Annotated in this window: 19 protein-coding genes and 2 pseudogenes; 10 read left to right on the top strand and 11 right to left on the bottom strand. The window is 57.3% G+C overall.

Annotated elements, in window-relative coordinates:
- The first annotated feature begins 93 nt into the window (after positions 1-93).
- The gene (locus tag RHIBUN_RS36075) at positions 94-387 is read left to right on the top strand and encodes a YkgJ family cysteine cluster protein (RefSeq protein ID WP_084659917.1); all 294 of its coding nucleotides are present in this window, start codon (positions 94-96) and stop codon (positions 385-387) included.
- Positions 388-821: 434 nt separating this feature from the next.
- Here RHIBUN_RS36075 and RHIBUN_RS0131110 read toward each other — a convergent pair whose 3' ends face one another.
- The 4 genes from RHIBUN_RS0131110 to RHIBUN_RS0131080 form a co-directional block, all read right to left on the bottom strand.
- Positions 822-1,862 carry a fatty acid desaturase gene (locus tag RHIBUN_RS0131110; protein WP_025662636.1) on the bottom strand — a complete coding sequence of 347 codons (1,041 nt, stop codon included), beginning with the start codon at positions 1,860-1,862 and terminating at the stop codon, positions 822-824.
- 892 nt (positions 1,863-2,754) lie between these two features.
- Entirely contained in the window at positions 2,755-3,123 is a 369-nt protein-coding gene (locus RHIBUN_RS38090; protein WP_025662634.1) for a hypothetical protein, read from the bottom strand.
- A 50-nt stretch (positions 3,124-3,173) separates the two neighbouring features.
- Positions 3,174-3,371, bottom strand: a complete 198-nt coding sequence (locus RHIBUN_RS36625) for a hypothetical protein (protein WP_156932788.1) — start codon at positions 3,369-3,371, stop codon at positions 3,174-3,176.
- Positions 3,372-3,498: 127 nt separating this feature from the next.
- Positions 3,499-3,825 carry a hypothetical protein gene (locus RHIBUN_RS0131080; protein ID WP_025662632.1) on the bottom strand — a complete coding sequence of 109 codons (327 nt, stop codon included), beginning with the start codon at positions 3,823-3,825 and terminating at the stop codon, positions 3,499-3,501.
- 483 nt (positions 3,826-4,308) lie between these two features.
- On the opposite strand from RHIBUN_RS0131080, the gene RHIBUN_RS0131070 reads away from it, so the two are divergent.
- The 3 genes from RHIBUN_RS0131070 (at position 4,309) to RHIBUN_RS0131060 (ending at position 12,702) form a co-directional block, all read left to right on the top strand.
- A complete protein-coding gene (locus RHIBUN_RS0131070; protein WP_025662631.1) occupies positions 4,309-4,551 on the top strand; it encodes a hypothetical protein in 243 nt (80 codons plus the stop codon).
- A 199-nt stretch (positions 4,552-4,750) separates the two neighbouring features.
- Positions 4,751-11,005, top strand: a complete 6,255-nt coding sequence (locus RHIBUN_RS0131065; protein ID WP_051420145.1) for a HAMP domain-containing protein — start codon at positions 4,751-4,753, stop codon at positions 11,003-11,005.
- An 11-nt stretch (positions 11,006-11,016) separates the two neighbouring features.
- Positions 11,017-12,702, top strand: coding sequence for a response regulator (locus RHIBUN_RS0131060; protein ID WP_025662629.1), 1,686 nt, complete (start codon positions 11,017-11,019; stop codon positions 12,700-12,702).
- Positions 12,703-13,086: 384 nt separating this feature from the next.
- Here RHIBUN_RS0131060 and RHIBUN_RS0131055 read toward each other — a convergent pair whose 3' ends face one another.
- Positions 13,087-13,368: a hypothetical protein gene (locus RHIBUN_RS0131055; RefSeq protein ID WP_025662628.1), complete on the bottom strand. Its 282-nt coding sequence runs from the start codon at positions 13,366-13,368 to the stop codon at positions 13,087-13,089.
- Between the two features lie 87 nt (positions 13,369-13,455).
- Positions 13,456-13,875 (bottom strand): CBS domain-containing protein, encoded by a 420-nt coding sequence (locus tag RHIBUN_RS0131050; protein ID WP_025662627.1) that lies wholly within the window; start codon positions 13,873-13,875, stop codon positions 13,456-13,458.
- 300 nt (positions 13,876-14,175) lie between these two features.
- On the opposite strand from RHIBUN_RS0131050, the pseudogene RHIBUN_RS34450 reads away from it, so the two are divergent.
- A pseudogene (locus tag RHIBUN_RS34450) lies at positions 14,176-14,887 on the top strand (Crp/Fnr family transcriptional regulator).
- 27 nt (positions 14,888-14,914) lie between these two features.
- Here RHIBUN_RS34450 and RHIBUN_RS0131040 read toward each other — a convergent pair.
- Positions 14,915-15,631 carry a Crp/Fnr family transcriptional regulator gene (locus RHIBUN_RS0131040; protein ID WP_025662626.1) on the bottom strand — a complete coding sequence of 239 codons (717 nt, stop codon included), beginning with the start codon at positions 15,629-15,631 and terminating at the stop codon, positions 14,915-14,917.
- Positions 15,632-15,873: 242 nt separating this feature from the next.
- On the opposite strand from RHIBUN_RS0131040, the gene RHIBUN_RS0131030 reads away from it, so the two are divergent.
- Positions 15,874-16,260: a response regulator gene (locus RHIBUN_RS0131030; protein WP_025662625.1), complete on the top strand. Its 387-nt coding sequence runs from the start codon at positions 15,874-15,876 to the stop codon at positions 16,258-16,260.
- Between the two features lie 122 nt (positions 16,261-16,382).
- On the opposite strand, the gene RHIBUN_RS0131025 is transcribed toward RHIBUN_RS0131030, so the two are convergent.
- Positions 16,383-17,132: a Crp/Fnr family transcriptional regulator gene (locus RHIBUN_RS0131025; RefSeq protein WP_025662624.1), complete on the bottom strand. Its 750-nt coding sequence runs from the start codon at positions 17,130-17,132 to the stop codon at positions 16,383-16,385.
- Between the two features lie 156 nt (positions 17,133-17,288).
- Entirely contained in the window at positions 17,289-17,681 is a 393-nt protein-coding gene (locus RHIBUN_RS0131020; protein ID WP_025662623.1) for a response regulator, read from the bottom strand.
- A 342-nt stretch (positions 17,682-18,023) separates the two neighbouring features.
- On the opposite strand from RHIBUN_RS0131020, the gene RHIBUN_RS0131015 reads away from it, so the two are divergent.
- Both RHIBUN_RS0131015 and RHIBUN_RS37070 read left to right on the top strand, forming a co-directional pair.
- Positions 18,024-19,043, top strand: coding sequence for a YihY/virulence factor BrkB family protein (locus RHIBUN_RS0131015; protein ID WP_245271775.1), 1,020 nt, complete (start codon positions 18,024-18,026; stop codon positions 19,041-19,043).
- 122 nt (positions 19,044-19,165) lie between these two features.
- On the top strand, positions 19,166-19,330 hold the full coding sequence (locus RHIBUN_RS37070) for a hypothetical protein (protein ID WP_198021209.1): 165 nt from the start codon (positions 19,166-19,168) through the stop codon (positions 19,328-19,330).
- A 55-nt stretch (positions 19,331-19,385) separates the two neighbouring features.
- Here the strand turns inward: RHIBUN_RS37070 and glgX are convergent, their stop codons facing one another.
- Positions 19,386-21,464 (bottom strand): glycogen debranching protein GlgX, encoded by a 2,079-nt coding sequence (gene glgX / locus RHIBUN_RS0131005; protein ID WP_025662621.1) that lies wholly within the window; start codon positions 21,462-21,464, stop codon positions 19,386-19,388.
- A gap of 179 nt (positions 21,465-21,643) precedes the next feature.
- Here glgX and RHIBUN_RS0131000 point away from each other — a divergent pair, with 179 nt between their 5' ends.
- Positions 21,644-21,991, top strand: coding sequence for a hypothetical protein (locus tag RHIBUN_RS0131000; protein ID WP_025662620.1), 348 nt, complete (start codon positions 21,644-21,646; stop codon positions 21,989-21,991).
- 77 nt (positions 21,992-22,068) lie between these two features.
- Here RHIBUN_RS0131000 and RHIBUN_RS0130995 read toward each other — a convergent pair whose 3' ends face one another.
- Positions 22,069-22,563, bottom strand: coding sequence for a sigma-70 family RNA polymerase sigma factor (locus RHIBUN_RS0130995; RefSeq protein ID WP_025662619.1), 495 nt, complete (start codon positions 22,561-22,563; stop codon positions 22,069-22,071).
- A gap of 292 nt (positions 22,564-22,855) precedes the next feature.
- On the opposite strand from RHIBUN_RS0130995, the pseudogene RHIBUN_RS37140 reads away from it, so the two are divergent.
- A pseudogene (locus tag RHIBUN_RS37140) lies at positions 22,856-23,043 on the top strand (IS701 family transposase); the annotation flags it as partial.

Here is a 23,043-nt window from a genome sequence, read left to right as displayed (position 1 = left end):
GCATTTGCCTTACCGAATTACCATGGCGGGCAAGCTTTGGCTTCTGAAGCACAAGTGAAGCACGGAAATCTCCCTCGTGCGACGAGGGTGAGCGTGGCGTTTGTGGGCGAAATCGATTGCCAAAGCTGCGGTGCGTGCTGCTCATACTCGTCCGAGTGGCCCAGGTTCACCACGGAAGCNGATGACGATCTGGATTTGGTCCCCGTCTACTATGTGGCAGCTGATCAAGGCGGCATGCGCTGCGAAGGCTCGCGATGCTCCGCGCTGGCCGGTGAAGTAGGCGTAAGCACGGCATGCCTTGTTTATGAAGTTCGGCCAGATGTTTGCCGAGCTTGTGTTCCTGGTGATGGCGCTTGTCAGACCGCGCGGGCTAAATTTGGTTTTTAGCTAGCAGGTCTAAGGTTCTTTTCGCGATTAGCTGTAGCACCGGGCAATGGGCGACGGGGGCGCACTAAGGGCGCGATACATTACATTTTTGAGATGTATCGAGGGGCAGCGCAGGTCACGCGACGGAACCGGAGGCTAGTAGCCCTGCTATCGGGTGGAACGGGTGCTTCGCCATTCGGCGACATCCTCCTTTTGAACCCAGATTGTTTCTTCATCCCCAGCGCGACCATGCCCCAGCTTAAAGGTGACAACCTCGCCGAACGTTCGTCGGCCATAGGAGGGGTCATCATCGGCCCCGATCCTGACCCCGCCAAATTTCAATTTTCTGTCTGTAGATCAAAGGCTTACGATCATATAACGAGGGGTCAGCCTTCGGTGCCACAATCTGACGGCTGAACTGCTCCGAACGCCAGATTGCTGTTTGACGAACGAGACTACTGTGGCTGACGCAGCTGCGCGGCGTCGCGAAACGAGATCAGGCGTCGCCTGTGCTCATCCCACAAAACCAGTTTTACACAGCGCAGGCTCTGCATCATGGTGATGCGGCCAACACCGGCCAATGCTGGGTGGTCTCTCAATACTTCCGGAAGCCTGTAATAGGGGACCCTACTCGACAGATGGTGAACGTGATGGATACCGATGTTGCCCGTGATCCAGCGAAGAGCCAACGGCAGGTCGTAGTGCGATGCACCATGAAGGGCCGCATGTGGAAATTGCCATTCCGGTTCTCTCGACCAATGGGTTTCTTCAAACTGATGTTGCACGTAGAAGAGCCAGATGCCCGCTGTTGCGGCCAGTAGGGCGACGGGCAAATGCACCAGCAGGAAGGGCAGGATTCCGATTGCCCATATCAATATCGCGGAGCTGAGCGCGATTGCCAGATTTGTCGCCATGGTGGATATCCAAGGCAAGGAACCGGATCGCATCATGCCGAAGGGAAGCCGCTGCTTGAACAGGAACAGCCATGCGGGGCCGATGCCAAACATGATTGCCGGATGCCTATACAGGCGATAGCTGAGCCGACCGATCCAGGAACGGCGGTCATACTCCAACACCGTCAGCGTTGTTATATCGCCAACGCCGCGCCCCTCGAGATTTCCCGCCAAGGCATGATGCTCCGCATGTGCCCGGCGCCAGTAATCATAGGGCGTAAGTGTCAGGACGCCGATCACCCGGCCCGTCCAGTCGTCGATACGGCGACGCGCAAAGAAGGAGCCGTGGCCGCAATCGTGCTGGATCATAAACAAGCGAAGCAGAAAGGCGGCTGCGGGAACAATCAGAACGAGCCCGGCCCAGTAGCCGTAGTGAACCGCCGCCAAGGCACCAGCCCAGCAGAACGCAAATGGAATGGCCGTTACTGCAAGTTCGAAAACGCTGCGTCTGAGATGCGGCTGGCGATACATGGCGAGGATTTTGAGCCAAGCCTTTTCATCGGACAGGGGTGGGCTTCGGTCGCGGTGGAGGGGCCTGGTCAAAGGATAGTTCCACCAATGGCAATGAATGAAGAGAAGGCAAGTGCTATCACAACGGCGGATTTGATGAGGAAAAGCGGGTAGTCGAAGCGATAGATTGGATGAAAAGAGTTCATCGCTGCTGGATCTCCTGAGGTTCGGAACGTTGTCGTAGGGACGCTCGCTTGATAAATGGTGCGCGGCCGCTTGGCGCGTTTCCTTTTGGCTTCATCTCTTGTGCTTGCCGCCCTGCAGGCTGCTTTTCGTGGCGTCCTTTTTCTGATTGGCGAAGGTCGCCGAAACCCTCACCGGCGCCATTTCCTGTTTAGGCTTCCGCGTCTCGCGGTTGCTTAGCATTTGTCCTTTAGCCATTGGTTCGATACTCTCAATTGAAATCGAGCTTTCCGCTTTTGTCATGAGGCGTGATTAGTGGCATCACCGCCTTCCTGAGATTTTTCCTATGCGGTATCGGAAATCCCGGCCTCGTATCGGGGTATCTCATCTTCGGCGCGTCGGAGGACGACGCGGTCGCGAAGCGGCGGTATGTCATGGGATCTTTCTGCGGGCGCAGCGCTTGATGGGGTCTGAATAGCACCGATTGTCGTTGGTTGATAGAAGCGGCCAGAAATATTATCGGGAGAATAATAATTGCGGTCAAACTCCCGCCGAGGCGCGAGGACAGTTCGATCGCATACTGTCGAGCCCAGACTTCATTCTCCCAGATCGCGGGCACAGATTTTTGCAGTTCATCGTGAACGAGACCCTCGAAGGACGCGCCGCTTATCTGAAGGCATTCACCATTGCAACCAGCGTTTTCGGACGTGATGCGTCATTTGATGTAATGAATGATCCTTGCGTGCGAATGGCAGCACGCCAGCTTCGTAGTGCTCTTGAGCGGTACTATCTGACGAGCGGCTCAGCGGATGAAGTACTGATTGCCGTTCCGGCTGGCGGTTACGTTCCAACGTTCGCAAAACGGGCGATTGAGGGGCACCAGGACTGAAGATGAAGCGCAAACGGTCTCTGCCGCAGGAACGTCATTGCACGAGAAGCCGCCAACCGAGCCGCCAAAGCGCGAAAGTAGATTGCCTCGTTGGATCATGATCACCGCTGGAATGATCGTACTTGCCGCCGCGGTGATGGCGTCGTTCACCGAAAAAAATAACACTGCATCGAAGCAGCCAGTCATGAGCGGCGGCAGTCCGCCCAGCAGCACATCGAAGGCGGTAAGCTGATCGAAGTCAACTTCTGCCGGCCGATTCGCGAGTTCCGACTCCTGAAACACAGGGAGCGGCACAGCAGCAAGGCCGCCTCAACGCTAGTCGAGATGTGCCGCTATTCGGTTGAAAGCTCATCCAGCGTGAGCGCCGCGGCGTCGATGTGTGCCTCATCGAGGGCTTTGAAACCCTGTCGCAGGTCATTAAAGGTCCCACGACCTCGCTTCCCTGAACGGAGTGCCGAACCCAAGGCTGCGGCCTGCAGGTAATTCTTGTCCATCACCAGCACATACTTACCCAGTAGGTCGGCAAACAACCTAGTCGGCTCCTCCACCAAACGTTGCCACACTATTCACCCTGACTTTGCCTTATAGGTCAATCAGAAATCCCTAAAGTAATGGCGAGGTCTGAAAGCGTAAGGTTCCCATCGGGAGCGTTCTAGCTCATCCACCGACACCAGGAGGAGCATCGTTTTCCAGGAATTCCTTGTACTGGACAGTCTGGGTTACGTTGATGTCGATTGCGGCGGACGGCTTTGCCATGAGCCGCACGCCCGGGCCCCCGTCGACGGGTCCTTCGCCAAACACCATGACGCCTGCTGCAGCAATTGCATCGGCGATTGCCCGAACCGAGGGGGTGTCAGGAAGGAGACCCTGTTGTGCTTCCATTCCATTGACGATCGCGACAGAAATTCCCGCAGCTTCAGCCAGATCCTCCGGGCGCCATCGCAAGAGCGCTCGTGCTGCCCCTACTTGCTCACCTGAGATCATACCAAACTCCGAAGTTGCGGGCGGTTAGCAATCGCGATCCTGGACGGGCGTGGCCTCCGCCTGTTCGTCCTTGCGCGATTGCCCATGTCTTACATCACGTCGTGGACTGATAAACCGCAACCGGTGGCCTATTGTTCCCGTGTCCAGAATCGGGGCGCCGCCGGGAAAATGGCGTCGATCTGGGCGCAACGCCGAGATCAGCGGAACTTTGGACCGCCGCACGGGTTAGGCCCGAACCAGTCGTTTCCGCCAAGAGCTGATAATAAACGTTTCAAGAGATCCGATCGAGGCGACGGCCAATTCGCCAGGTGAAAGAAAGACGAAGAGAAGGGCTGGCCGGCTTGCGATCATTCTAATCGCTGGTGTGGGGCTCATGTTCTTCTTCCTCTACCTTTGTATCGTCGTTTGGGCCGCAACCAGCTCCAGCTAGAAACCGGCGGCATTGCCGCGCGTAAGATCCGGATCACGAGAGTTGGACGCCCTATGTCAGAGAAAATCCTTGCCGCGCCTGTTGATGACCTTGCCCGTCGCCTTGGGGCGATGATCGATGACGAACTGTTTGCTGTCATGGAGCTGCTCGAAAAGGCAAGCGAGAACCCTCAGCAACTTGATCTCGACGATGTCCTGGCGAGAATTGCGCTGACGGAAAGCGAAATCGAGAAGCGGTATCCGGGGATGCTCCTGCTTCCCTATCGCGACTGGAAGCAGCAAAGGGCCGCTTCCTGATCAATTCCACCCTGAAGTCTTTGTACCATAGCGTACGCTCAACGGCGTCCGGTCAAGAAATACGCTTCCTTAGCGCCGATGCAGCCTATCGGTTTGATAGCGCACATAGAATTTCCTTTTCGGCGCTCTAGTTACGCGCTGGTTTGAGGGAGGCTCTGTGGTGACCAGTTCAGGTGAACATAAGCACGCGATCGATCCTGTGAGCCATACTGTCGATCCGGACGACGCGCCCTTGGCGGTGGAGGATTTCGCGGCGCTGCTCGATGTCCTTCTGTCGGTCCGGCGAGGGGACTTTTCCGTTCGCATGCGCCCGGATCTGACAGGCAAGACGGGCAAGATCGCCGATGCCCTCAATGACATCATCGCTGCCAACCAACGCCTGGCTCACCAGCTGGATCACGTCGGCGAGGTCGTCGGGCGGGAAGGCAGGACGAGCATACGCGTGCGCCTTGGATTGTCGGATGGCTCATGGGCGGCAATGGAAGGATCTATCAATCACCTCATTGATGATCTGTTGTGGCCAACCACTGCTGTCACCCGCACGATAACGGCCGTCGCCAAGGGCGACCTGTTGCAGACCGTTCCGCTCGATGTCGAGGGCCGTCCACTCAAGGGCGAGTTCCTTCGATCGGCCGACATCGTCAATACGATGATCAAGCAGTTGAGCCTCTTTACATCAGAGGTCACGCGCGTGGCGCGCGAGGTCGGTACTGATGGAAAGCTGGGCGGGCAGGCGCAAGTGCCGGAGGTAACCGGTGTCTGGAAGGATCTGACCGAGAGCGTCAACTCCATGGCATCGAACCTGACGGCCCAGGTGCGCAACATTGCCGATGTCACAATCGCTGTCGCCAATGGCGATCTCTCAAAGAAGATCACAGTGGACGTCAGGGGCGAGATTCTGCAGCTGAAGGAAGCGATCAATACCATGGTCGATCAGCTGCGGTCCTTTGCCTCCGAAGTGACCCGCGTTGCACGTGAGGTCGGCACCGAAGGCAAGCTTGGCGGGCAGGCCCTGGTGCCGGGCGTCGCCGGGACCTGGAAGGACCTGACCGACAGCGTCAACGCAATGTGCGGCAACCTGACAGCGCAGGTCAGAAATATCGCCCAGGTGACCACAGCTGTGGCGCGTGGAGATCTTTCGCGCAAGATCACCGTTGACGTGTCGGGCGAGATCCTGGAGCTGAAGGAAACCATCAACACCATGGTGGATCAGCTGAACGGATTTGCCGGAGAAGTCACGCGCGTCGCCCGTGAAGTGGGAACCGAGGGCCGTCTTGGCGGCCAGGCGCAGGTGCCTGGTGTCGCCGGCACCTGGAAGGATCTGACCGACAACGTCAATTCGATGGCCTCGAATCTGACTGCTCAGGTCAGAAACATTGCCGAGGTCTCGACGGCGATCGCAAGCGGCGACCTGTCGAAAAAGATCACGGTCACCGTTTCGGGCGAAATTCTCGAACTCAAGGAAACCATCAACACGATGGTCGACCAGCTTAACGCATTCGCTTCCGAAGTAACCCGTGTTGCGCGTGAGGTCGGAACCGAAGGGCGCCTTGGCGGACAGGCCAATGTCCGCGGTGCAGCTGGCACCTGGAAGGATCTGACCGAAAACGTCAACTCGATGGCCGGAAATCTCACAGCCCAGGTCCGAAACATCGCCGAGGTTTCAACCGCGATCGCCAATGGCGATCTGTCAAAAAAGATCACCGTCGACGTCAAAGGCGAGATTCTCGAACTCAAGGAAACGATCAACACGATGGTCGACCAGCTTAACGCGTTTGCCTCAGAGGTAACCCGCGTTGCAAGAGAGGTTGGTACCGAAGGCCGGCTTGGGGGCCAGGCCAATGTTCGCGACGTCGCAGGAACCTGGAAGGATCTGACAGATTCGGTCAACTCCATGGCGTCGAACCTCACTGGCCAGGTGCGCAATATCGCTGAGGTGGCGACCGCCGTCGCCCAGGGCGACCTGTCGAAGAAAATCACCGTTCCAGTTTCCGGCGAGATTCTCGAGCTGAAGGAAACCTTGAATACCATGGTCGATCAGCTGAACGGGTTCGCCGGCGAAGTCACTCGCGTTGCGCGAGAGGTCGGAACGGAAGGCAGGCTCGGTGGCCAGGCAAATGTGCTTGGCGTTGCCGGTACCTGGAAAGACCTGACTGACAGTGTGAATTCCATGGCTGGCAACCTGACGGCGCAGGTGCGCAATATCGCCGAGGTCTCGACAGCGATCGCCAATGGCGACCTGTCGAAGAAGATTACCGTTTCCGTGTCCGGGGAAATCCTTGAGCTAAAGGAAACCCTCAACACAATGGTCGATCAGCTGAACCGTTTCGCCTCGGAGGTCACGCGTGTCGCCCGTGAAGTCGGGACCGAGGGAAAACTTGGCGGACAGGCGCAGGTTCCAGGTGTCGCCGGCACCTGGAAAGATCTGACTGAGAACGTCAACTTCATGGCCTCTAATCTGACCGGTCAGGTGCGCAATATCGCAGAAGTCACGACCGCCGTCGCAAGAGGCGACCTGTCTCGCAAGATAACCGTCGACGTCAAGGGTGAGATCCTGGAGCTCAAGAATACCATCAACACGATGGTGGACCAGTTGAACGCCTTCGCCGGAGAGGTGACGCGTGTCGCCCGTGAAGTCGGGACCGAGGGCAAGCTCGGCGGACAGGCCCAGGTCTCGGGTGTCGCCGGCACCTGGAAGGACCTTACCGACAGCGTCAACTCCATGGCCGGGAATTTGACCGCCCAGGTTCGCAACATTGCCGAAGTTGCAACGGCGATCGCCAACGGTGATCTGTCGCGCAAGATTACCGTCGATGTTCGCGGCGAGATCCTGCTCCTCAAGGATACGCTCAACACGATGGTGGATCAGCTGCGCTCCTTTGCCGGCGAAGTCACACGCGTGGCCCGCGAGGTGGGAACGGACGGCCGTCTTGGCGGCCAGGCCGTGGTTCCAGGTGTTGCTGGAACCTGGAAGGACCTGACCGACAACGTCAACCTTCTGGCAGCCAACCTGACCACCCAGGTCCGCAACATCGCCGAAGTGACGACTGCCGTCGCCCGCGGCGACCTGTCTCGCAAGATCACTGTCGATGTGAAGGGCGAAATTCTCGAACTCAAGAACACCATCAACACCATGGTGGACCAGCTGAATGCGTTTGCCGGCGAGGTGACGCGTGTGGCGCGCGAGGTCGGGACCGAAGGCAAGCTCGGCGGCCAGGCGCAGGTGCCCGGTGTCGCTGGCACCTGGAAGGACCTCACCGATACCGTCAACGTCATGGGGGCCAATCTCACCGAACAGGTCCGCGGCATCGTCAAGGTCGTGACGGCTGTCGCAAACGGTGACCTCAAGCAGAATTTGACCGTGGCTTCAAAAGGCGAGGTCGCCGCGCTGGCAGAAACGATCAACAATATGACGAACACCCTTGCGACCTTTGCCGATCAGGTGACGAGTGTTGCCCGCGAAGTCGGCGTCGAGGGCCGCCTTGGCGGCCAGGCGAATGTCCCAGGCGCTGCCGGCACATGGAAGGATCTGACGGGCAACGTCAACCTCCTTGCCGCCAACCTGACAACACAGGTGCGCGCCATCGCAGAAGTGGCCACCGCCGTGACAAAGGGTGATTTGACGCGTTCGATCAAGGTGGACGCGCGAGGCGAGGTCGCCGAACTCAAGGACAATATCAACACGATGATCGACAACCTGCGTCTCACTACCGAGCGCAATACCGAGCAGGATTGGCTGAAGACGAACCTTGCACGCTTCACCAACATGCTGCAGGGCCAGCGCGACCTGACCCTGGTTGGCAAAATGCTGCTTTCAGAATTGGCGCCGCTGGTCGGGGCCCATCAGGGGGTCATCTATCAGGTCGACGCAGAGACAGATCGTCCGGTCTTGTCGCTTCTTTCCGTTTATGCGCAGGGCCTGGAGACAGAGCACCCGAAGCGCCTCGAATTCGGGCAGGGCCTCGTCGGGCAATGCGCCAGCGATGCAAGGGCGATCGTCATCACCGATCTGCCAAGCAACGTCGTTCCGATCAGTTCGGGTGTATTTTCAACATTGCCGCGCAGCGCCGTGGTCCTTCCGGTTCATTTCGAGGGTCAGGTCAAAGCCGTCATTGAACTGGCCTCGGCCGGGACCTTCAGCGAGCTGCAACTGTCGTTCCTGGATCAATTGACGACTTCGATCGGTATTGTCCTCAACTCCATTGAGGCGACGATGCAGACGGAGGGCTTGCTCAAGCAATCGCAGCAGCTGGCGGGAGAACTTCAGACCCAGCAACGCGAATTGCAGCAGACAAACGAGCAGCTCGAGCAGAAGGCACAGCAACTCGAGGAGCGAAACGTCGAGGTAGAAGGCAAGAACCAGGAGATCGAGCAGGCGCGCCGGGCGCTTGAGGAAAAGGCCACGGAACTTGCCCTGACATCGAAATACAAGTCCGAATTTCTCGCCAACATGTCACACGAGTTGCGAACGCCACTCAACTCCATCCTGATCCTTGGCCAGCAGCTCGGTGACAATCCGGAAGGCAACCTTTCGGGCAAACAGGTCGAGTTTGCAAAAACGATCCATGCCGCCGGTACCGATCTTTTGAACCTGATCAGCGATATTCTCGATCTGTCCAAGATCGAGTCGGGAACAGTATCGGTCGATGCGGAAGAGATACGGATCAGCAGCCTACTGGAAGCCATGGCGCGCCCCTTCGGGCACGAAGCCGACAATCGAGGACTCTCTTTCGCCGTGGAGATTGCGGCAAACGTTTCCGAAAGCATCATGACCGACGCCAAGCGGCTGCAGCAGATCCTGAAGAACCTCTTGTCGAACGCATTCAAATTCACTGCCGAGGGTGAGGTAACACTGAAAGTCGCCATGGTCGAAAATGGCTGGTCGCCAGACCACCCATCCCTGAAAGCCGCGGCATCGGTGATCGCATTCGAGGTTGCGGATACCGGCATTGGCATTGCACTCGAGAAGCAGCGCATCATCTTCGAGGCATTCCAACAGGCCGATGCGTCGACGAGCCGTAAATACGGTGGTACGGGCCTTGGTCTTGCCATCAGCCGTGAGCTCGCAAACTTGCTTGGCGGAGAAATTCAGCTTCGCAGCAGTCCGGGAGCGGGCAGTACATTCACGCTTTTCCTGCCGCTCACCTATGCCGGTTCAACGACGGCGAGGGTAGTGGCCGAAGAGACCAATGTCGTGCAGCTTGCCGAGGTCGCGGCCGTCAGACGGGGCGACAAACCGGCTGAACGCTTGCTGGACGATCGTGAAGAAGTCGCGGCCAGCGATCTGCTACTCCTCGTGGTCGAAGACGATCCCCATTACTCGCGTATCCTGGTGGATCTTGCCCACGATCGTGGCTTCAAGGTTATCGTCGCCCAACGCGGCAGCGAAGCGCTGGCGTTGGCGCAGGAATATCAGCCGACGGCAATGTCGCTCGATATTTTCCTGCCTGACATGCTCGGCTGGAGTGTTCTCAGCCAGCTCAAGCAGAACGTCAAAACGCGGCACATCCCCGTTCAGATTGTCAGTCTCGACGACGACAGGCAGTATGGGTTGACACGGGGTGCCTTTGCATTCCTCAAAAAACCGGCCACGTCGGAGGGGCTTGGCGAGGCCTTGTCGCGGCTGAAAACCTATGCGCAGTCGCGGCGTCGGCGACTGCTCGTCGTCGACGATAACGAGGCCGAGCGCGCAAGCGTGGCAGCGCTCCTTGGCCATGACGATATCGAGATTGAAAGCGTCGGGTCAGGCGGCGACGCCCTGGCTTCCCTGAAGCGTGATCCGGCCGATTGTGTCGTTCTCGATCTCACCCTGCCCGACATGTCCGGTTTTGACGTCCTCGAGAAGATGCACGCCGATGGCGATATCGCCGAAGTTCCCGTGGTTGTCTTTACCGGTCGGGAACTGTCTCCCGACGACGACAGCCGCTTGCACAGCATGGCGCGCAGCGTCGTCGTCAAGGGCGTTGAATCGCCCGAACGACTGTTGGACGAAACGGCGCTCTTCCTGCACCGCGTTGTCGCTGACTTGCCGAGCGAAAAGCAGAGAATGCTCCAGGAGCTCCATAGTTCGGACGAAAGTCTAGTTGGCGAGACGGTGCTGCTTGTTGATGACGACGCGCGGAACATCTTTGCTCTCAGCAGTGTTCTCGAGCGCCGGGGCATGAAGGTTCTGACAGCAACCACCGGAAGCGAGGCGATAGAGATTCTGGAAAGGGATGCGTCGGTTGCCATCGTTTTGATGGACATCATGATGCCTGGCATGGACGGTTACGAAACAATGATGGCGATACGTGCCAAGCCGGGCTTCCAGAGGCTGCCGATCCTGGCGCTGACCGCAAAGGCGATGAAGGGCGACCGCGAAAAATGCCTGGAGGCAGGCGCCTCCGACTACCTGGCAAAGCCGGTCAATACCGAGCAATTGCTGTCTGCTTTGCGCATGTGGCTGCATCGGTGAGGGAGGCGGCATTGGAACGATTGAACATCCTTCTCGTGGACGATCAGCCGGCGAAGCTCTTGAGCTATGAGGTCATCCTCAAGGATCTCGGTGAAAACCTGATCAAAGCTCAGTCCGCCAGGGAGGCCCTTGAACAACTTCTTCGCAACGAGATAGCGGTCATTCTTGCCGACGTGTGCATGCCCGAGCAGGACGGTTTCGAGCTTGTCAGCATGATCCGCGAACATCCGCGCTACCAGAATACCGCCATCATTTTTGTTTCGGCGGTCATGATGACCGAGCCTGATCGGCTGCGAGGATACGCTGCAGGTGCTGTCGACTACGTCTCCGTTCCAATCGTGCCCGACGTCCTGCGGGCCAAGGTGCGGGTCTTTGCCGACCTTTATCGCAAGACCAAGGAGCTCGAGAGGCTGAACAGCGAGTTGGAATTAAGGGTCAGCCAGCGCACCGCCGAACTCGAGGCTTCATCGGAGCAACTACGCCGGTTGAATGAGGAGCTGGAACACCGCATCGAACAAAGGACACGCGAGCGCGAGGAGGCTCTCGCGCAATTGTTCGAAGCTCAAAAGATCGACACGATCGGTCAGCTGACGGGCGGTGTGGCACATGATTTCAACAACCTCCTGATGGCAATCCTTGGAAGTCTGAGCCTCTTGAAGAAGCGCTTGCCCGAGGACAATCGCAGCGAGCGACTGCTCGGCAATGCCATCCAGGCTGCCGAACGTGGTTCGGCCCTGACCCAGCGCCTGCTTGCCTTTGCCAGGCGTCAGGAGTTGAAGCCGACCACCGTCGATTTTGAACAGCTGTTTGCCAATATTGAAGATCTCCTCGTCAAGGCCGTGGGCCAGGGCATCGACATCAAACTGGACGTCGCCCCGGACCTGCCGAGCATGCTTGTCGATGCCAACCAGCTCGAACTTGCTCTTTTGAACCTTTTCGTCAATGCACGCGACGCCATGGATGGGGCGGGCTCAATCATCCTCCAGGCAGATGCTGCCGATCACCCGGGATCACTAAGCGATGGTCGCTACGTGCGTATCCGCGTCACGGACGGTGGCCCTGGAATGGACGAACCAACGCTTGCGCGGGCAACTGAGCCGTTTTTCACGACGAAGGGGCCAGGAAAAGGCACTGGTCTCGGACTATCGATGGTCCAGGGTCTTGCCGCCCAATCCGGCGGGGCGCTCGAGCTCGCAAGCAGGCCGGGGGCTGGGACATCCGTGAGTGTCTGGTTACCGGTTGCCGGCACGTCGAGCGATCCGGTGGCGGGTGGGCGTGTTGACGATGCCTTCGATGCCCCCCCGGTGACAGGAGAGCTTACTGTCCTTGTGGTGGACGACGATCCATTGGTCAGCATGGGAACCGTGGCGATGCTTGAGGACCTCGGTCACATCGCCGTCGAAGTGACCTCGGCATCGCAGGCCTTGCAGCTTCTCGGGGAAGAAAAGCGTTTTGATATTGTGATTACCGATCATTCCATGCCCGGCATGACCGGAGCCGAGCTTTCCCGAATTATACTCGACTCCTTCTCGAGTCTTCCGATCATACTGGCATCCGGCTATGCTGAGTTGCCCGACGATCAGGGGCTAACCGAACTGATCAGACTGACCAAACCGTTCTCGCAGGACCAGCTGAAGGAAGCCCTCCAGCAGGCAAAAACTCCCCAAGTGTCGACCGTGGAGTCGAACCGCCATTGATAGTCGCGAAGGAGGACAAACGCGTCGCTCAGTCCGGCGTCGAGCGATCTACCGGTCAGGAATTGACGCGGTTGTGGACGCGTCGATGTCATGATGCCCGAATGGATTGATAGCGACGAGTATCGACAAGACACCAGCCAGTAGCCAGACACCGATAAGAGCGGGCTTGAGCGTCATAGAAACACCTTTGGGCGCGAACGCCAGACAAATCGCGCGATCTCTGTTTGACAGCCAACTCTTAGAAAAAAGTGAATTGCGGGTTTCGCTTCGAATTTCGGCGGTGCCTGGCAACCAGCAGCGTTCATGTGTCTCGTGCGGACATGCTGCGACGATTACCGATCATGGATTGGGAAGGCCAATTCTCGTTGGCCTGGCCGGCTGACTTTATCTGTCCCTGGAACAAAGGGCTGCGAGCGAGGTCAAAATGATCAGGGGCGCGAACCGGATCACGGGCCTGCGGGGCGTCGAAGCCGTTGTCGCCATCTTGTCCACGGCATGTGCGATCTCGTCGATCTCGAGCCGCAACCGCGCAATTTCCTCCTGAGCAGAGAGGAGAGCTTGTTCGCGTCCCGTCTTTTCAAACCGAGCCCGCGAGGAAGGGTTTGCCGTCTGAAGGTCCTCTTCGTCGACTGGCGACCAACCGTCTCTGTTCGTTGAACCCTGCATTGAACTCCCCTGTAACCTGCCTGGAAACGGCCCGCTTCGTAAATGGCGAGAACACTGTCAGGAAGCGCCGCTTACTGAACCCCGGGCCTAGTCCCGACGTTGAGTGTCATCAGATATTTCCTCCAACGCGACACCGGCCATTTCCTCCTGTCGGACTGCGATGTCGCCAAGGGAGAGGATCCCGGAAACGGTTCCGGCTGCATCGAACACGACAAGCCGACGCATCTGAAGCTCCGACATCCGTCCGGCCGCTTCCAGGAGATCGTCCTCCTCTAGGCAACCCTCTATTCCAGACGTCATGATCCTGGAAACGGGTTGATCACAGGATATTCCCTCGGCCACGGCCCGTATGACGATGTCGCGGTCGGTCACGACACCAATTGCGTCTCCGTCGATGATCGGGATTATCCCGGTATCAACTTCCGACATCAGCCGCGCGACATGGCGGATTTGAGCGCCGGGCTCGGCTGTGACGATTTTTGTGGTCATCACCTCTCGTACTTTCATCGGTTTTTCCTCCTGCTCGACTGAGACAACCTCCGATCTTGAAGGTTGTTCCCTTTGGGCACGGCACAGAATTGCGTTCGCAGGGCATCGCTCGGCAAACCTTCCTTGCGCAAGCCGGTTCAAAACCGAAGAACGGCGCCCAAGCGTGCCTGTCTGACACGGCGTCTGCATGTCGACGGTCTGCCAGCGTACGCAAAAACATAGGCAACAACAGGATGTTATACAGCCGCGATACCCAGCCGAAGCTGAATCGTGCGGCGACGATCCTGTCGTTCGTGTTCCCTCACATTCCTGAGTCCAATGTACGTCGCTGATCGATCCACCATACAAAATCGGCTCCTGGCCCGCCTCCCTGATGAGGAGCTTCGCGCCATCGTGCCATCACTTGAGGCAGTTCATCTTCGTCAGGGCTTCGTCATTGTTAACGCCGAGACTCTCATCGAACATGTCTACTTCCTCTGTAGGGGGATCGGCTCAGTCATTACAGTTTCCTCAGGCCGCCAACGAGCAGAAGCGGGGATGTTTGGACGCGAGGGCTTTTCGCAGACCTCGACCGGCGTCGGTGGCACGATCAGTCCACGAGGTATTGATGCAGGTAGAAGGGTACGGATATCGAATGACATTGGATGCGGCACTGCAGGCGATTTCTCAAAATCCTGCTTTCGCCAATCTTCTGGCGCGCTTTATCCAGACCTTTGCATCGCAGATCTCGTTCACCGCCCTATCGAACGCAAACTACCAGATTGACGTGCGATTGGCGCGCTGGCTGCTCATGTCGCATGACCGCGTCGACGGTGATGAAATCGCTCTGACCCATGACTTTATCTCTTTGATGCTCTCTGTCAGGCGACCAAGCGTGACAACTGCGCTCCATGTACTCGAGGGAAAAAGGTTCATCCGGTCCGAGCGCGGACGGATAATGATCCGCGACAGGCGTGGAATGGAAGAGTTTGCAGGAAATGCCTACGGCAAGCCGGAAGAAGAATACCGACGCCTGATCGGCGATCTCTAATCAAGCGCTTGGCCCTTTCGTCTCCGTTCAGAACAGGTCTTTCATCAGCCGGCGATATTCCTCTTCCGGCTTGCCATAGGCGTCGTGGGCGAACTCCTCCATTGCAGGTCGGTTGCGCATGATAATATTGCTCCGCTCCGACTTGATGAAGCCGTTGCCCTCTAGGATGTGCAATGAAGTGGTAACACTCGGCCGTCGAACCGCGAGCATCAGAGAGATAAATTCATGCGTAAGCCCGATTTCATCGCCCGGCACACGATCGTGACACATTAAAAGCCAGCGGGCCAGTCGCTCGGTAACGTCGTGGATCGCATTTGAAATGGCGGTGTAGGTCAGTTGGACCGAGAAAGCCTCAATCGAGCGGATCATCACTTTGGAAAAATTCCGGTTGCGGTCCATCCATCCGCGAAAACAGCCATAGTCCATGCGATAGCCCTCCGAATCGAGAAGTATCACCACTTCGTGGGGGCTGTTTTCCGTACTCGCCACGGCAGAGGTTGGAACATAGCCATCAGAGCCGAATATTCCTGCTTCGGCCCGGTTGCCCTCGGGCGTCGTCGCGATAATCGATCCGATACCTGAAGTGAGGAAATAGATGTAATCGATATGCTGCCCCGCATGCGCAACGACAGTACCTCGCGAAAGCTTGAGGAATTCAAGATCTTGCGCAATTTGGCGGTAGTCGCTTTCAGGCAGGATGCTCAGCAGCTTGTTTGTCACCGAGGACTGAGCTGGCGAAATCATGGCCTTTCCTTTCCGTCCGGCAGGAATGATCGCACCGGATCTGGCGCCTCCGCCTGTGCTAACCGGAAAAGGGCATGCAAGGTTCCCTGTCGCTGATTGATAGGCGCGCAAGGTCCAAGCGACTGAAAGTGGCAATCGGCTTGAGATTGCAACCGCTGGCTTTTCCGGCGCGTCTGTACGGTTCCGACCGCTGACGCCAAGTGACCAGTGATCTACATTGATTGGGTGGAGGAGTGAAAAAGATGAACATCATGATCGTTGAAGACGATTACGTCATTGCCAAGGACCTCCAGTCCATTGCCGAGGCGGCGGGCCATCGAAGCGTCGGTCCGCTGCAGACGATGGAGCAGGCTCTCGCCTATGCAGCCACCGCAGACATTGCTCTCGTCGACCTCAAGCTTGCCGACGGGCCGACCGGAGCGTCTCTGGGGCGCAAGCTCATCGACAGGTTCCGACTGGAGGTCATCTATGTAACCGGGAGGCCGGAAGGTGTGGGAGCGGGCCTGGATGGTGCCAGCGAAGTGGTCATGAAGCCATTTAGCGAAGAACAGGTCGCTGCAGCCATCGTGCGGCCGTCAGGCATGCCACCCGCTATGACCGGATTCGATAATAGAATTCTTTGCTTCTAAAGAATGACGGACACTGCGAGTTCAAGCAGACACATGTCCGAATTGTCAGGGCGTTGTTGCAGGTGGTTAAAGGAATGACATGCGCCGTGCGATCAACATGAATACTGCCCGTCACTCGAACTCTAGATCGACGGCGCCACAGCACCGACCCTTGGTATGGCTTTGACCTGGTCGATGTCCATCAATCGGCGGTACTCTCGCTCGGGAGCGCCATATGCGTCCCCTGCATAGTCTTCAAGACCGCTTCGATCCCGCACCACAATTAAAGCGCGCTCTGATCGAATAAGACGTTGCCCCTCCAACATGTGCAGCGCAATCGTGACCGAGGGCCTTCGTACGGCGAGCATCAGCGAAAGATAGTCGTGCGTCAAAACGATATGGGAGCTTTGCATCCGATCCTCAGACATCAATATCCATCGCGCCAGCCGAACGTCGATCGTATGGGCTGCATTGGAAAGTGCGGTAAAAGCAACTTGATGGTTGAACGCCACGAGATAACGAAGCAAAAGGTCCCTCAGCGCCGGACTGCTGTTGACAGGACCGTGCAACGCAGTGAGCTTCAGCCGCAGGCCATGCCCCGCGACTTGGATGACAATATCGAATGGGCCCTCACTTGCCTTTACAAGCCCTCCTATGGGCGTAAACCCCTCCCGCCCCACCATTCCTGCTTCTGCCCGCCGGCCCTTGGGAGACACGGCAATGACGGAAGCAATGCCATTGCAGGGAAAATAGACATGCTTGAACGACTGCCCAGCCGTGGCGACGTGAAAGCCTTGGGGAAGATCAACTTCCTCGAGGCCCGTCGAGATCAGATCATAGTCTTGATCGGAAAGGCCGTTAATAAGCCTGTTGCTGCTGCGGTTTGCAGTCATGACGGAGCCTCCGGCGCTCATTCCGCTTTAACACGGTATGACGCTAGGTCGCCCGGAACGCGCGATGACGAGTGCCGTGGAAGACGACGGATCAGGTGAAACAGATTCGTGCCCTAAAAGTTCCGATCATCCGCGAGAGTGGGTCTCGTCCGGGGCTTAATGGGGCTTTGGGGAAAATAGAGCGAGTGCAATATCACCCAATGCATGGAGGTCTCCGCAAAGGTGAAAACCGCCGAAGCTATCCTTGACGCTGGCGTCGACGTGGGAGGTCGCAAACACGAATGGAATTCCCAAGTTATACAACCGATCCGCAATGAGAAAAGCTGCTTCCCCGTCCAACCTGATATCCAGGATGGCGGCGTCGGTTGCCTCAGGGTCAATCATGCCGATAGCAAACGGGAAGGTCGCCCCCGTGATCCTCGCGCCTGCTGCCTCCAGGAGCTGTCGAGCTTCGACCGCCACAAAGTGGTCCTCTTCAACGACCAAGATTCTTTTGCCGGCGAAAAGGTTGAGCGGCAAGCCATGGTTGTTTAGGTCCTTTTTGGCCACGATTTACCCTCACGAGTCATTCTTGCCTCTAGACTCTGAATGCTGTCCGGTCCTTGCCGACATGCGGCCCGCCCGCACACCATTTCCTCTCCATAAAGTCGATTTTTGTGAGCTGGTCCACTCACTCCTCGGTTGCGCGAATCCAAACAATGGAGGCGATCTTTTGTTCCGGCCTTCGATCTGGCACTTGCGGCCGCAGTGCCAGTGAAGTGTTGGGCCTCGACCTTTCCGGTTAACTGCATCTTTTTCCGGGTAAGCGCGTTATCGCGTGGCAATGCTCGCAAAGGCCCTGAGGCGTCTGCCATGAAATCTTCAAGCACAACGACACTGCTCATTCTGTCGATGGCTCTTTTCGGCCTTCTCACTACGGCGCGAAGCGGGGTGAACGGCCCCGTACAAACCGCTGAGGAAGATCATGGGAGGGGTAGAAACGCCAAGGTTCCAGAGGCTATTCCAATAAAAGGCCTCCGCGACGTCTTTTGGCGCGTGGTTCATGAGGTTCTTGATGACCGCGTGACGCTCATCGCGGCCGGCGTGACCTTCTATCTCCTCCTGGCGCTCTTTCCCGCGCTCGCCGCCCTTGTTGCTATCTATGGTCTGATTGCAGACCCGGCGACCATGGCTGATCACTTGCGCGAACTCTCAGCATTGTTGCCGCCAGGCGCGTTCGATCTCATCGCCGATCGGATCAGGAGCCTCGTTGAAGCGAGAAGCAGCACGCTGGGGCTGACATTCTTTGTCGGCCTGGCGGTCGCGCTATGGAGTACTCACAGCGCCACGCTTGCCATTTTCGACGCGATGAATATCGCTTATGAAGAAACGGAAAAACGTGGTCTGATCAGGCTGAACGTCCTTGGTCTCTGCTTCACGCTTTGCGCAATGCTGGCTGCAACCTTGATGATTGGACTGGTCGCGGTGATGCCCGTCTTGTTGTCCTATCTGTGGCTCGACCAATTCAAGGAAAATCTGGTCCTTTTGCTGCGCTGGCCTTTCCTCCTCCTGATTGCGGCGATCGCAACAACTGCCGTATACCGGTTCGGACCAAGTCGCGAACCGGCAAAGCTTCGGTGGATGACCTGGGGGGCCGCTCTCGTGACGCTGGCCTGGTTTTTAATGTCAACCGGCTTTTCGTTCTATCTCGACCATTACGCCAACTATGACGCAACCTATGGTACTTTGGGGGCGCTGATGGGCTTCCTTGTCTGGACCTGGCTGTCGCTTGTCATATTGATCGTGGGGGGCGAATTGAATGCAGAACTGGAGCATCAAACCGCAAGGGATACGACGACCGGCGCCGCGTTGCCTATGGGAGCCCGCGGTGCCTATGTTGCAGATACGCTGGGAAAGGCGGCCGACGAGTGATGTGTCTGGACCGGCGTGCCAGGACTGAAACAACGAGATCCCCCGCGACAGCAAGAAACCGTGACGATTGCCGGAAACCTTCGGCAACACTGGTGGTTTTGTCATCCGCACAGGAGATCACTATGACGTTCGCAATCGTCACCACATTGATAATAGTGCTCATTGCGAGCGCTCGATACCTCACCTACGCCCTGGTCGGGTATCTCGACTATTTTCTCGAAGAGCGACGTAAGCTTGCAGCGCTGAAAAAGGGCACACGGCGACGCCTCGATCGATTTCGACAATAGCCACTGGCAAAAAGGATAGTTTAACGTTCTGTCTTTCGGCGCCGACCTCTCGCCCTCAAGCAGGCGTGCCGGATCTCAAAACCACGAGGCTTCGCGGGGAGAGGCGGAATCCGTCACCTTCAATCGTTTCTTCACGGGCGTCGGGATCGGCTGTCGTCAGGACCGTTGTCCAGTCATCCTTATCCGCAGGAAGCTTGAAGTCCACGTCACCGTCGTGAGGATTGAACAGGAGAAGGACGTCATTCCATCCTTCGTCGGAATAATCAGATTGCGATAGTCTGAGACCAATGGTCGTGCTTCCAGGATCGGACCAATGTTCCTCGGTCTGCACTCCGCCGACCGGATTGAACCACGTGACATCCATGCCGTCGCGCCAGTTGTCACGCCTGAAGATCGGGTGCTCACGGCGCAGCTTGATGAGCCGTGTCGAAAATTCCCGTAGCTCCTCAGCACCGGCTGGAAGGGTTTCCCAGTGCACCCAGCTCAACTCGCTATCCTGGCAGTAGCCATTGTTGTTGCCCATCTGGCTCCGGCCGAACTCATCGCCAGCCAGCAGCATGGGCGTCCCGTGGGATAAGAACAGCGTCGTCAGAAAGTTTCGTTTCTGCCGATCGCGCACCATGTTGATCGCTTCATCACCTGTTGGACCTTCCATGCCATAATTGAAACTCTGATTGTCGTCGTGGCCGTCCTGGTTGTCTTCGCCGTTCGCTTCGTTATGTTTTTCATTGTAAGAGACGAGGTCATTGAGCGTGAAGCCATCATGCGCCGTGATGAAGTTTACGCCAGCCCATGGCCTGCGCCCGCGCAGATCGTAGATATCGCCGGAACCGAGCACACGGGCGGCGAAGTCTTGCGTCATCCCGTCTTCGTCCCGCCAGTAACTGCGAAGCGTATCTCGATATTTATCGTTCCATTCAGCCCATCCGGGTGGAAAGCCACCGACGTGATAGCCACCCGGTCCTATGTCCCACGGCTCGCCCACGAGTTTCACCCTTGAAAGCACCGGGTCCTGGCCGATTGCATCGAAGAACCCACTACGCTGGTCGAAGCCTTTCGGTTCGCGTCCTAAAATGGTGCCGAGATCAAAGCGGAACCCGTCGATGTGCATGGTCTCAGCCCAGTAGCGAAGGGAGTCCGTCACCATTTGCAGCACCCGGGGATGCGACGTGTTGATGGTGTTTCCGGTACCGGTATCGTTGATGTAGTACCGAGGCTCGCCCGGTAAGGTCCGATAATAGGAGAAATTGTCGATCCCCTTGAACGAGAGCGTGGGGCCAAGCTCATTGCCCTCGGCTGTATGATTGTACACGACATCGAGGATTACCTCGATGCCGGCGTCATGGAAGGCCCTGACCATGTCGCGAAAGCCGGCCATGCCGTCAGGACCGTAGTAGCGCGAGGCCGGTGCAAAAAAGCCAAGGGTGTTGTAACCCCAGAAATTCCTCAAACCCTTGTCGAGAAGATGGGGATCGTCGGGAAACCAGTGAATTGGCAAGAGTTCGATGGAAGTAATGCCAAGGCTCTTGACGTAAGCGACAACTTCCTTGTCCGCAAGGCCCTCAAAGGTTCCCCGAAGATTGCGGGGGATTGCCGGGTGCAATTGCGTAAACCCTTTGACATGACACTCATAAAAGATCGTCGATGACCAGGGGATCGAAGGCTTGGCATCACCCTTCCAATCATAGGCTTGCGCATCAACGACACGGCATTTCGGCATGTCCGCCGCGCTGTCCATCTCATCGAATGTCAGGTCCTTTTCAGGGTCCTCCATCTGATAGGCAAACTGGGCCTGGCCCCAGTTGATTTCGCCAACAAGCTCCCGGGCGTACGGGTCGACCAGAAGCTTGTTTGCATTGAACCGATGCCCGTTTTCAGGCTCATACGGTCCGTCAACGCGGTAGCCGTAGAGCGACCCGGCCTTGAGACCGGGAATATATCCATGCCAGATCTCGTTGGTGTACTCCGGAAGCTCAATCCGTTCGATTTCTTGTGTTCCATCATCGGAAAAAAGGCATAGCTCCACGCGTTCGGCATAAGCGCTGAAGAGTGCGAAGTTCGTACCTTCCTGGTCAGGAGTGGCGCCGAGGATCGTATAATCACCGGCCTGGATGCGGGAAGGGGGTCGGCTCATGGCATTTCCTTGAGGAGAAGACTGGAAATGAGAACACGTGAGGCATCTTTAGGTTCCGGGCTGTTCAAGAACACGTGTGTGGACCATGCCCAGCAGCCTGTTGCCGAAGCAGCATCGAGACATCTCGAACAGCGGTTGGAACCATGTCAGGCAAACGCGGTTGAGGCGCAGGCCCATCGATGAGCACTCGTGACGACAAGAACATCGAAAAGTACGAAACCGATTCACGCTATCAAGACGAGGTCGCAGTTCGACAGGAAACGATGCGGCGTTGGCTTATCTGGGGAGCGGGAATTGTCGGCCTGGCGGTGTTCATGGTGGCGCTGCTTAGCTACCTCGTCTGGCCGTCTGCCGTTAGGACGGATCCCGCGGCAACCGCCTCGACAAAAGCGCAAATGAAAGAGCCGCAATCAAACGCGCCGCCGGCCGTAGTGCCGACAACGATCGACCGTAGTCCCTCGCCAAGTGGAGGCGGCAGCGGACCAACGGGCGTAACAAGTCCAACAGGTACCGAGAAGGTAAGATAGACTATCGTTTGTGGGGTCGTCTCCTCTGCGTGGCCAAGCGAAAGCGTCTTGATCCCCAGCGAGGTCAGTGCCCTTCGTCAAATTGCCAGTGCTTCGTCGTAACTGACTGCGCCAAGCGAGCTTAACAGTCGCGATCGGGCACGACCGACACGGCTTTTGACGGTGCCGATCTCGCAATGCAACCGGTGGGCAGTTTCTTCGTAGGACGCGCCGGACGCGACCAGCATAAGCGCCTCCCGATAAAGGGGCGAGAGACTGTCGATTGCCTTTTCGACGTCCCTGTAATGCATTGCCCATTCCTGCGATGATGATACGGGAACATCGCACAATGCTGCGTCTTCGTCTATTCCAAGCGGACTGCGCTGTGAGGAGCGGGTTTGGCTGAGGAACGCATTCTTCAATATGGTGAAGGTCCAGGATTTGAGGTTCGTGCCGGGCTCGAAATGGTTCCGATGTGCAAGTGCCTTTGTAATGGTCTGCTGGACCAGGTCATCGGCATCGTCGGAATTCTTCGCGAGTTTCAAGGCAAAGGCATTGAGGGCGGGAAGAAGGTCAATTAATTGGGTTTCCACTTGACGGGCTCCGTCGTTGTTCCGCAGACAAATGGTCGGGCAATCAATCTGTTCCGGAGACCTGGAAAAGGGTCCAGTACCGTACAATGACGAGGCTTGGAAAAGGTACGGCTTGCGGACGATCGGATTGCGAAGGAAAGTCGCCCCTCCCGATCAGTGCCATGATCAAGAAAACGCAGGCCGGCCTCTACGCTCGGAAATTGATCGTAACGTAGCTTCCCGTGCCTAGTACTACAGTTGCGTTTTATGCGAGATCATGATTCACTCTCGGCGTTTAGCTGGAGGGAATTGCATGTCCGTCGCAAGCTGGTCTGGGTCGATTTTGGCATGGCAACGCGAGCTCGATGCATTGAAGGAGCGACTGGGGCCGATCTTTCGTCGTCGTGAACTGCGATTATCGAGCGGCGCCTTTCTTGATGGCGTGCTGTCGGGAGTAGAGCGCAAGACAGGCTGGCTCATGGCCGAGCGGGCAGGACTGGA

Source organism: Rhizobium sp. IBUN, from assembly GCF_000510625.1.
GTDB classification, from domain to species: Bacteria; Pseudomonadota; Alphaproteobacteria; order Rhizobiales; family Rhizobiaceae; genus Rhizobium; species Rhizobium altiplani.
This window is presented reverse-complemented; position numbering and strand designations above follow the sequence as displayed.

Bases quoted from the DNA above. Each gene is read 5' to 3' on its own strand.
- RHIBUN_RS37070 (WP_198021209.1), top strand. From the start codon at position 19,166: ATGACGTTCGCAATCGTCACCACATTGATAATAGTGCTCATTGCGAGC.
- RHIBUN_RS0131025 (WP_025662624.1), bottom strand. From the start codon at position 17,132: ATGACTGCAAACCGCAGCAGCAACAGGCTTATTAACGGCCTTTCCGAT.
- RHIBUN_RS0131030 (WP_025662625.1), top strand. From the start codon at position 15,874: ATGAACATCATGATCGTTGAAGACGATTACGTCATTGCCAAGGACCTC.
- RHIBUN_RS0131050 (WP_025662627.1), bottom strand. From the start codon at position 13,875: ATGAAAGTACGAGAGGTGATGACCACAAAAATCGTCACAGCCGAGCCC.
- RHIBUN_RS0131015 (WP_245271775.1), top strand. From the start codon at position 18,024: ATGGCTCTTTTCGGCCTTCTCACTACGGCGCGAAGCGGGGTGAACGGC.
- RHIBUN_RS0131055 (WP_025662628.1), bottom strand. From the start codon at position 13,368: ATGCAGGGTTCAACGAACAGAGACGGTTGGTCGCCAGTCGACGAAGAG.
- RHIBUN_RS0131040 (WP_025662626.1), bottom strand. From the start codon at position 15,631: ATGATTTCGCCAGCTCAGTCCTCGGTGACAAACAAGCTGCTGAGCATC.
- RHIBUN_RS0131070 (WP_025662631.1), top strand. From the start codon at position 4,309: ATGTCAGAGAAAATCCTTGCCGCGCCTGTTGATGACCTTGCCCGTCGC.
- glgX (WP_025662621.1), bottom strand. From the start codon at position 21,464: ATGAGCCGACCCCCTTCCCGCATCCAGGCCGGTGATTATACGATCCTC.
- RHIBUN_RS0131080 (WP_025662632.1), bottom strand. From the start codon at position 3,825: ATGATCTCAGGTGAGCAAGTAGGGGCAGCACGAGCGCTCTTGCGATGG.
- RHIBUN_RS0131000 (WP_025662620.1), top strand. From the start codon at position 21,644: ATGAGCACTCGTGACGACAAGAACATCGAAAAGTACGAAACCGATTCA.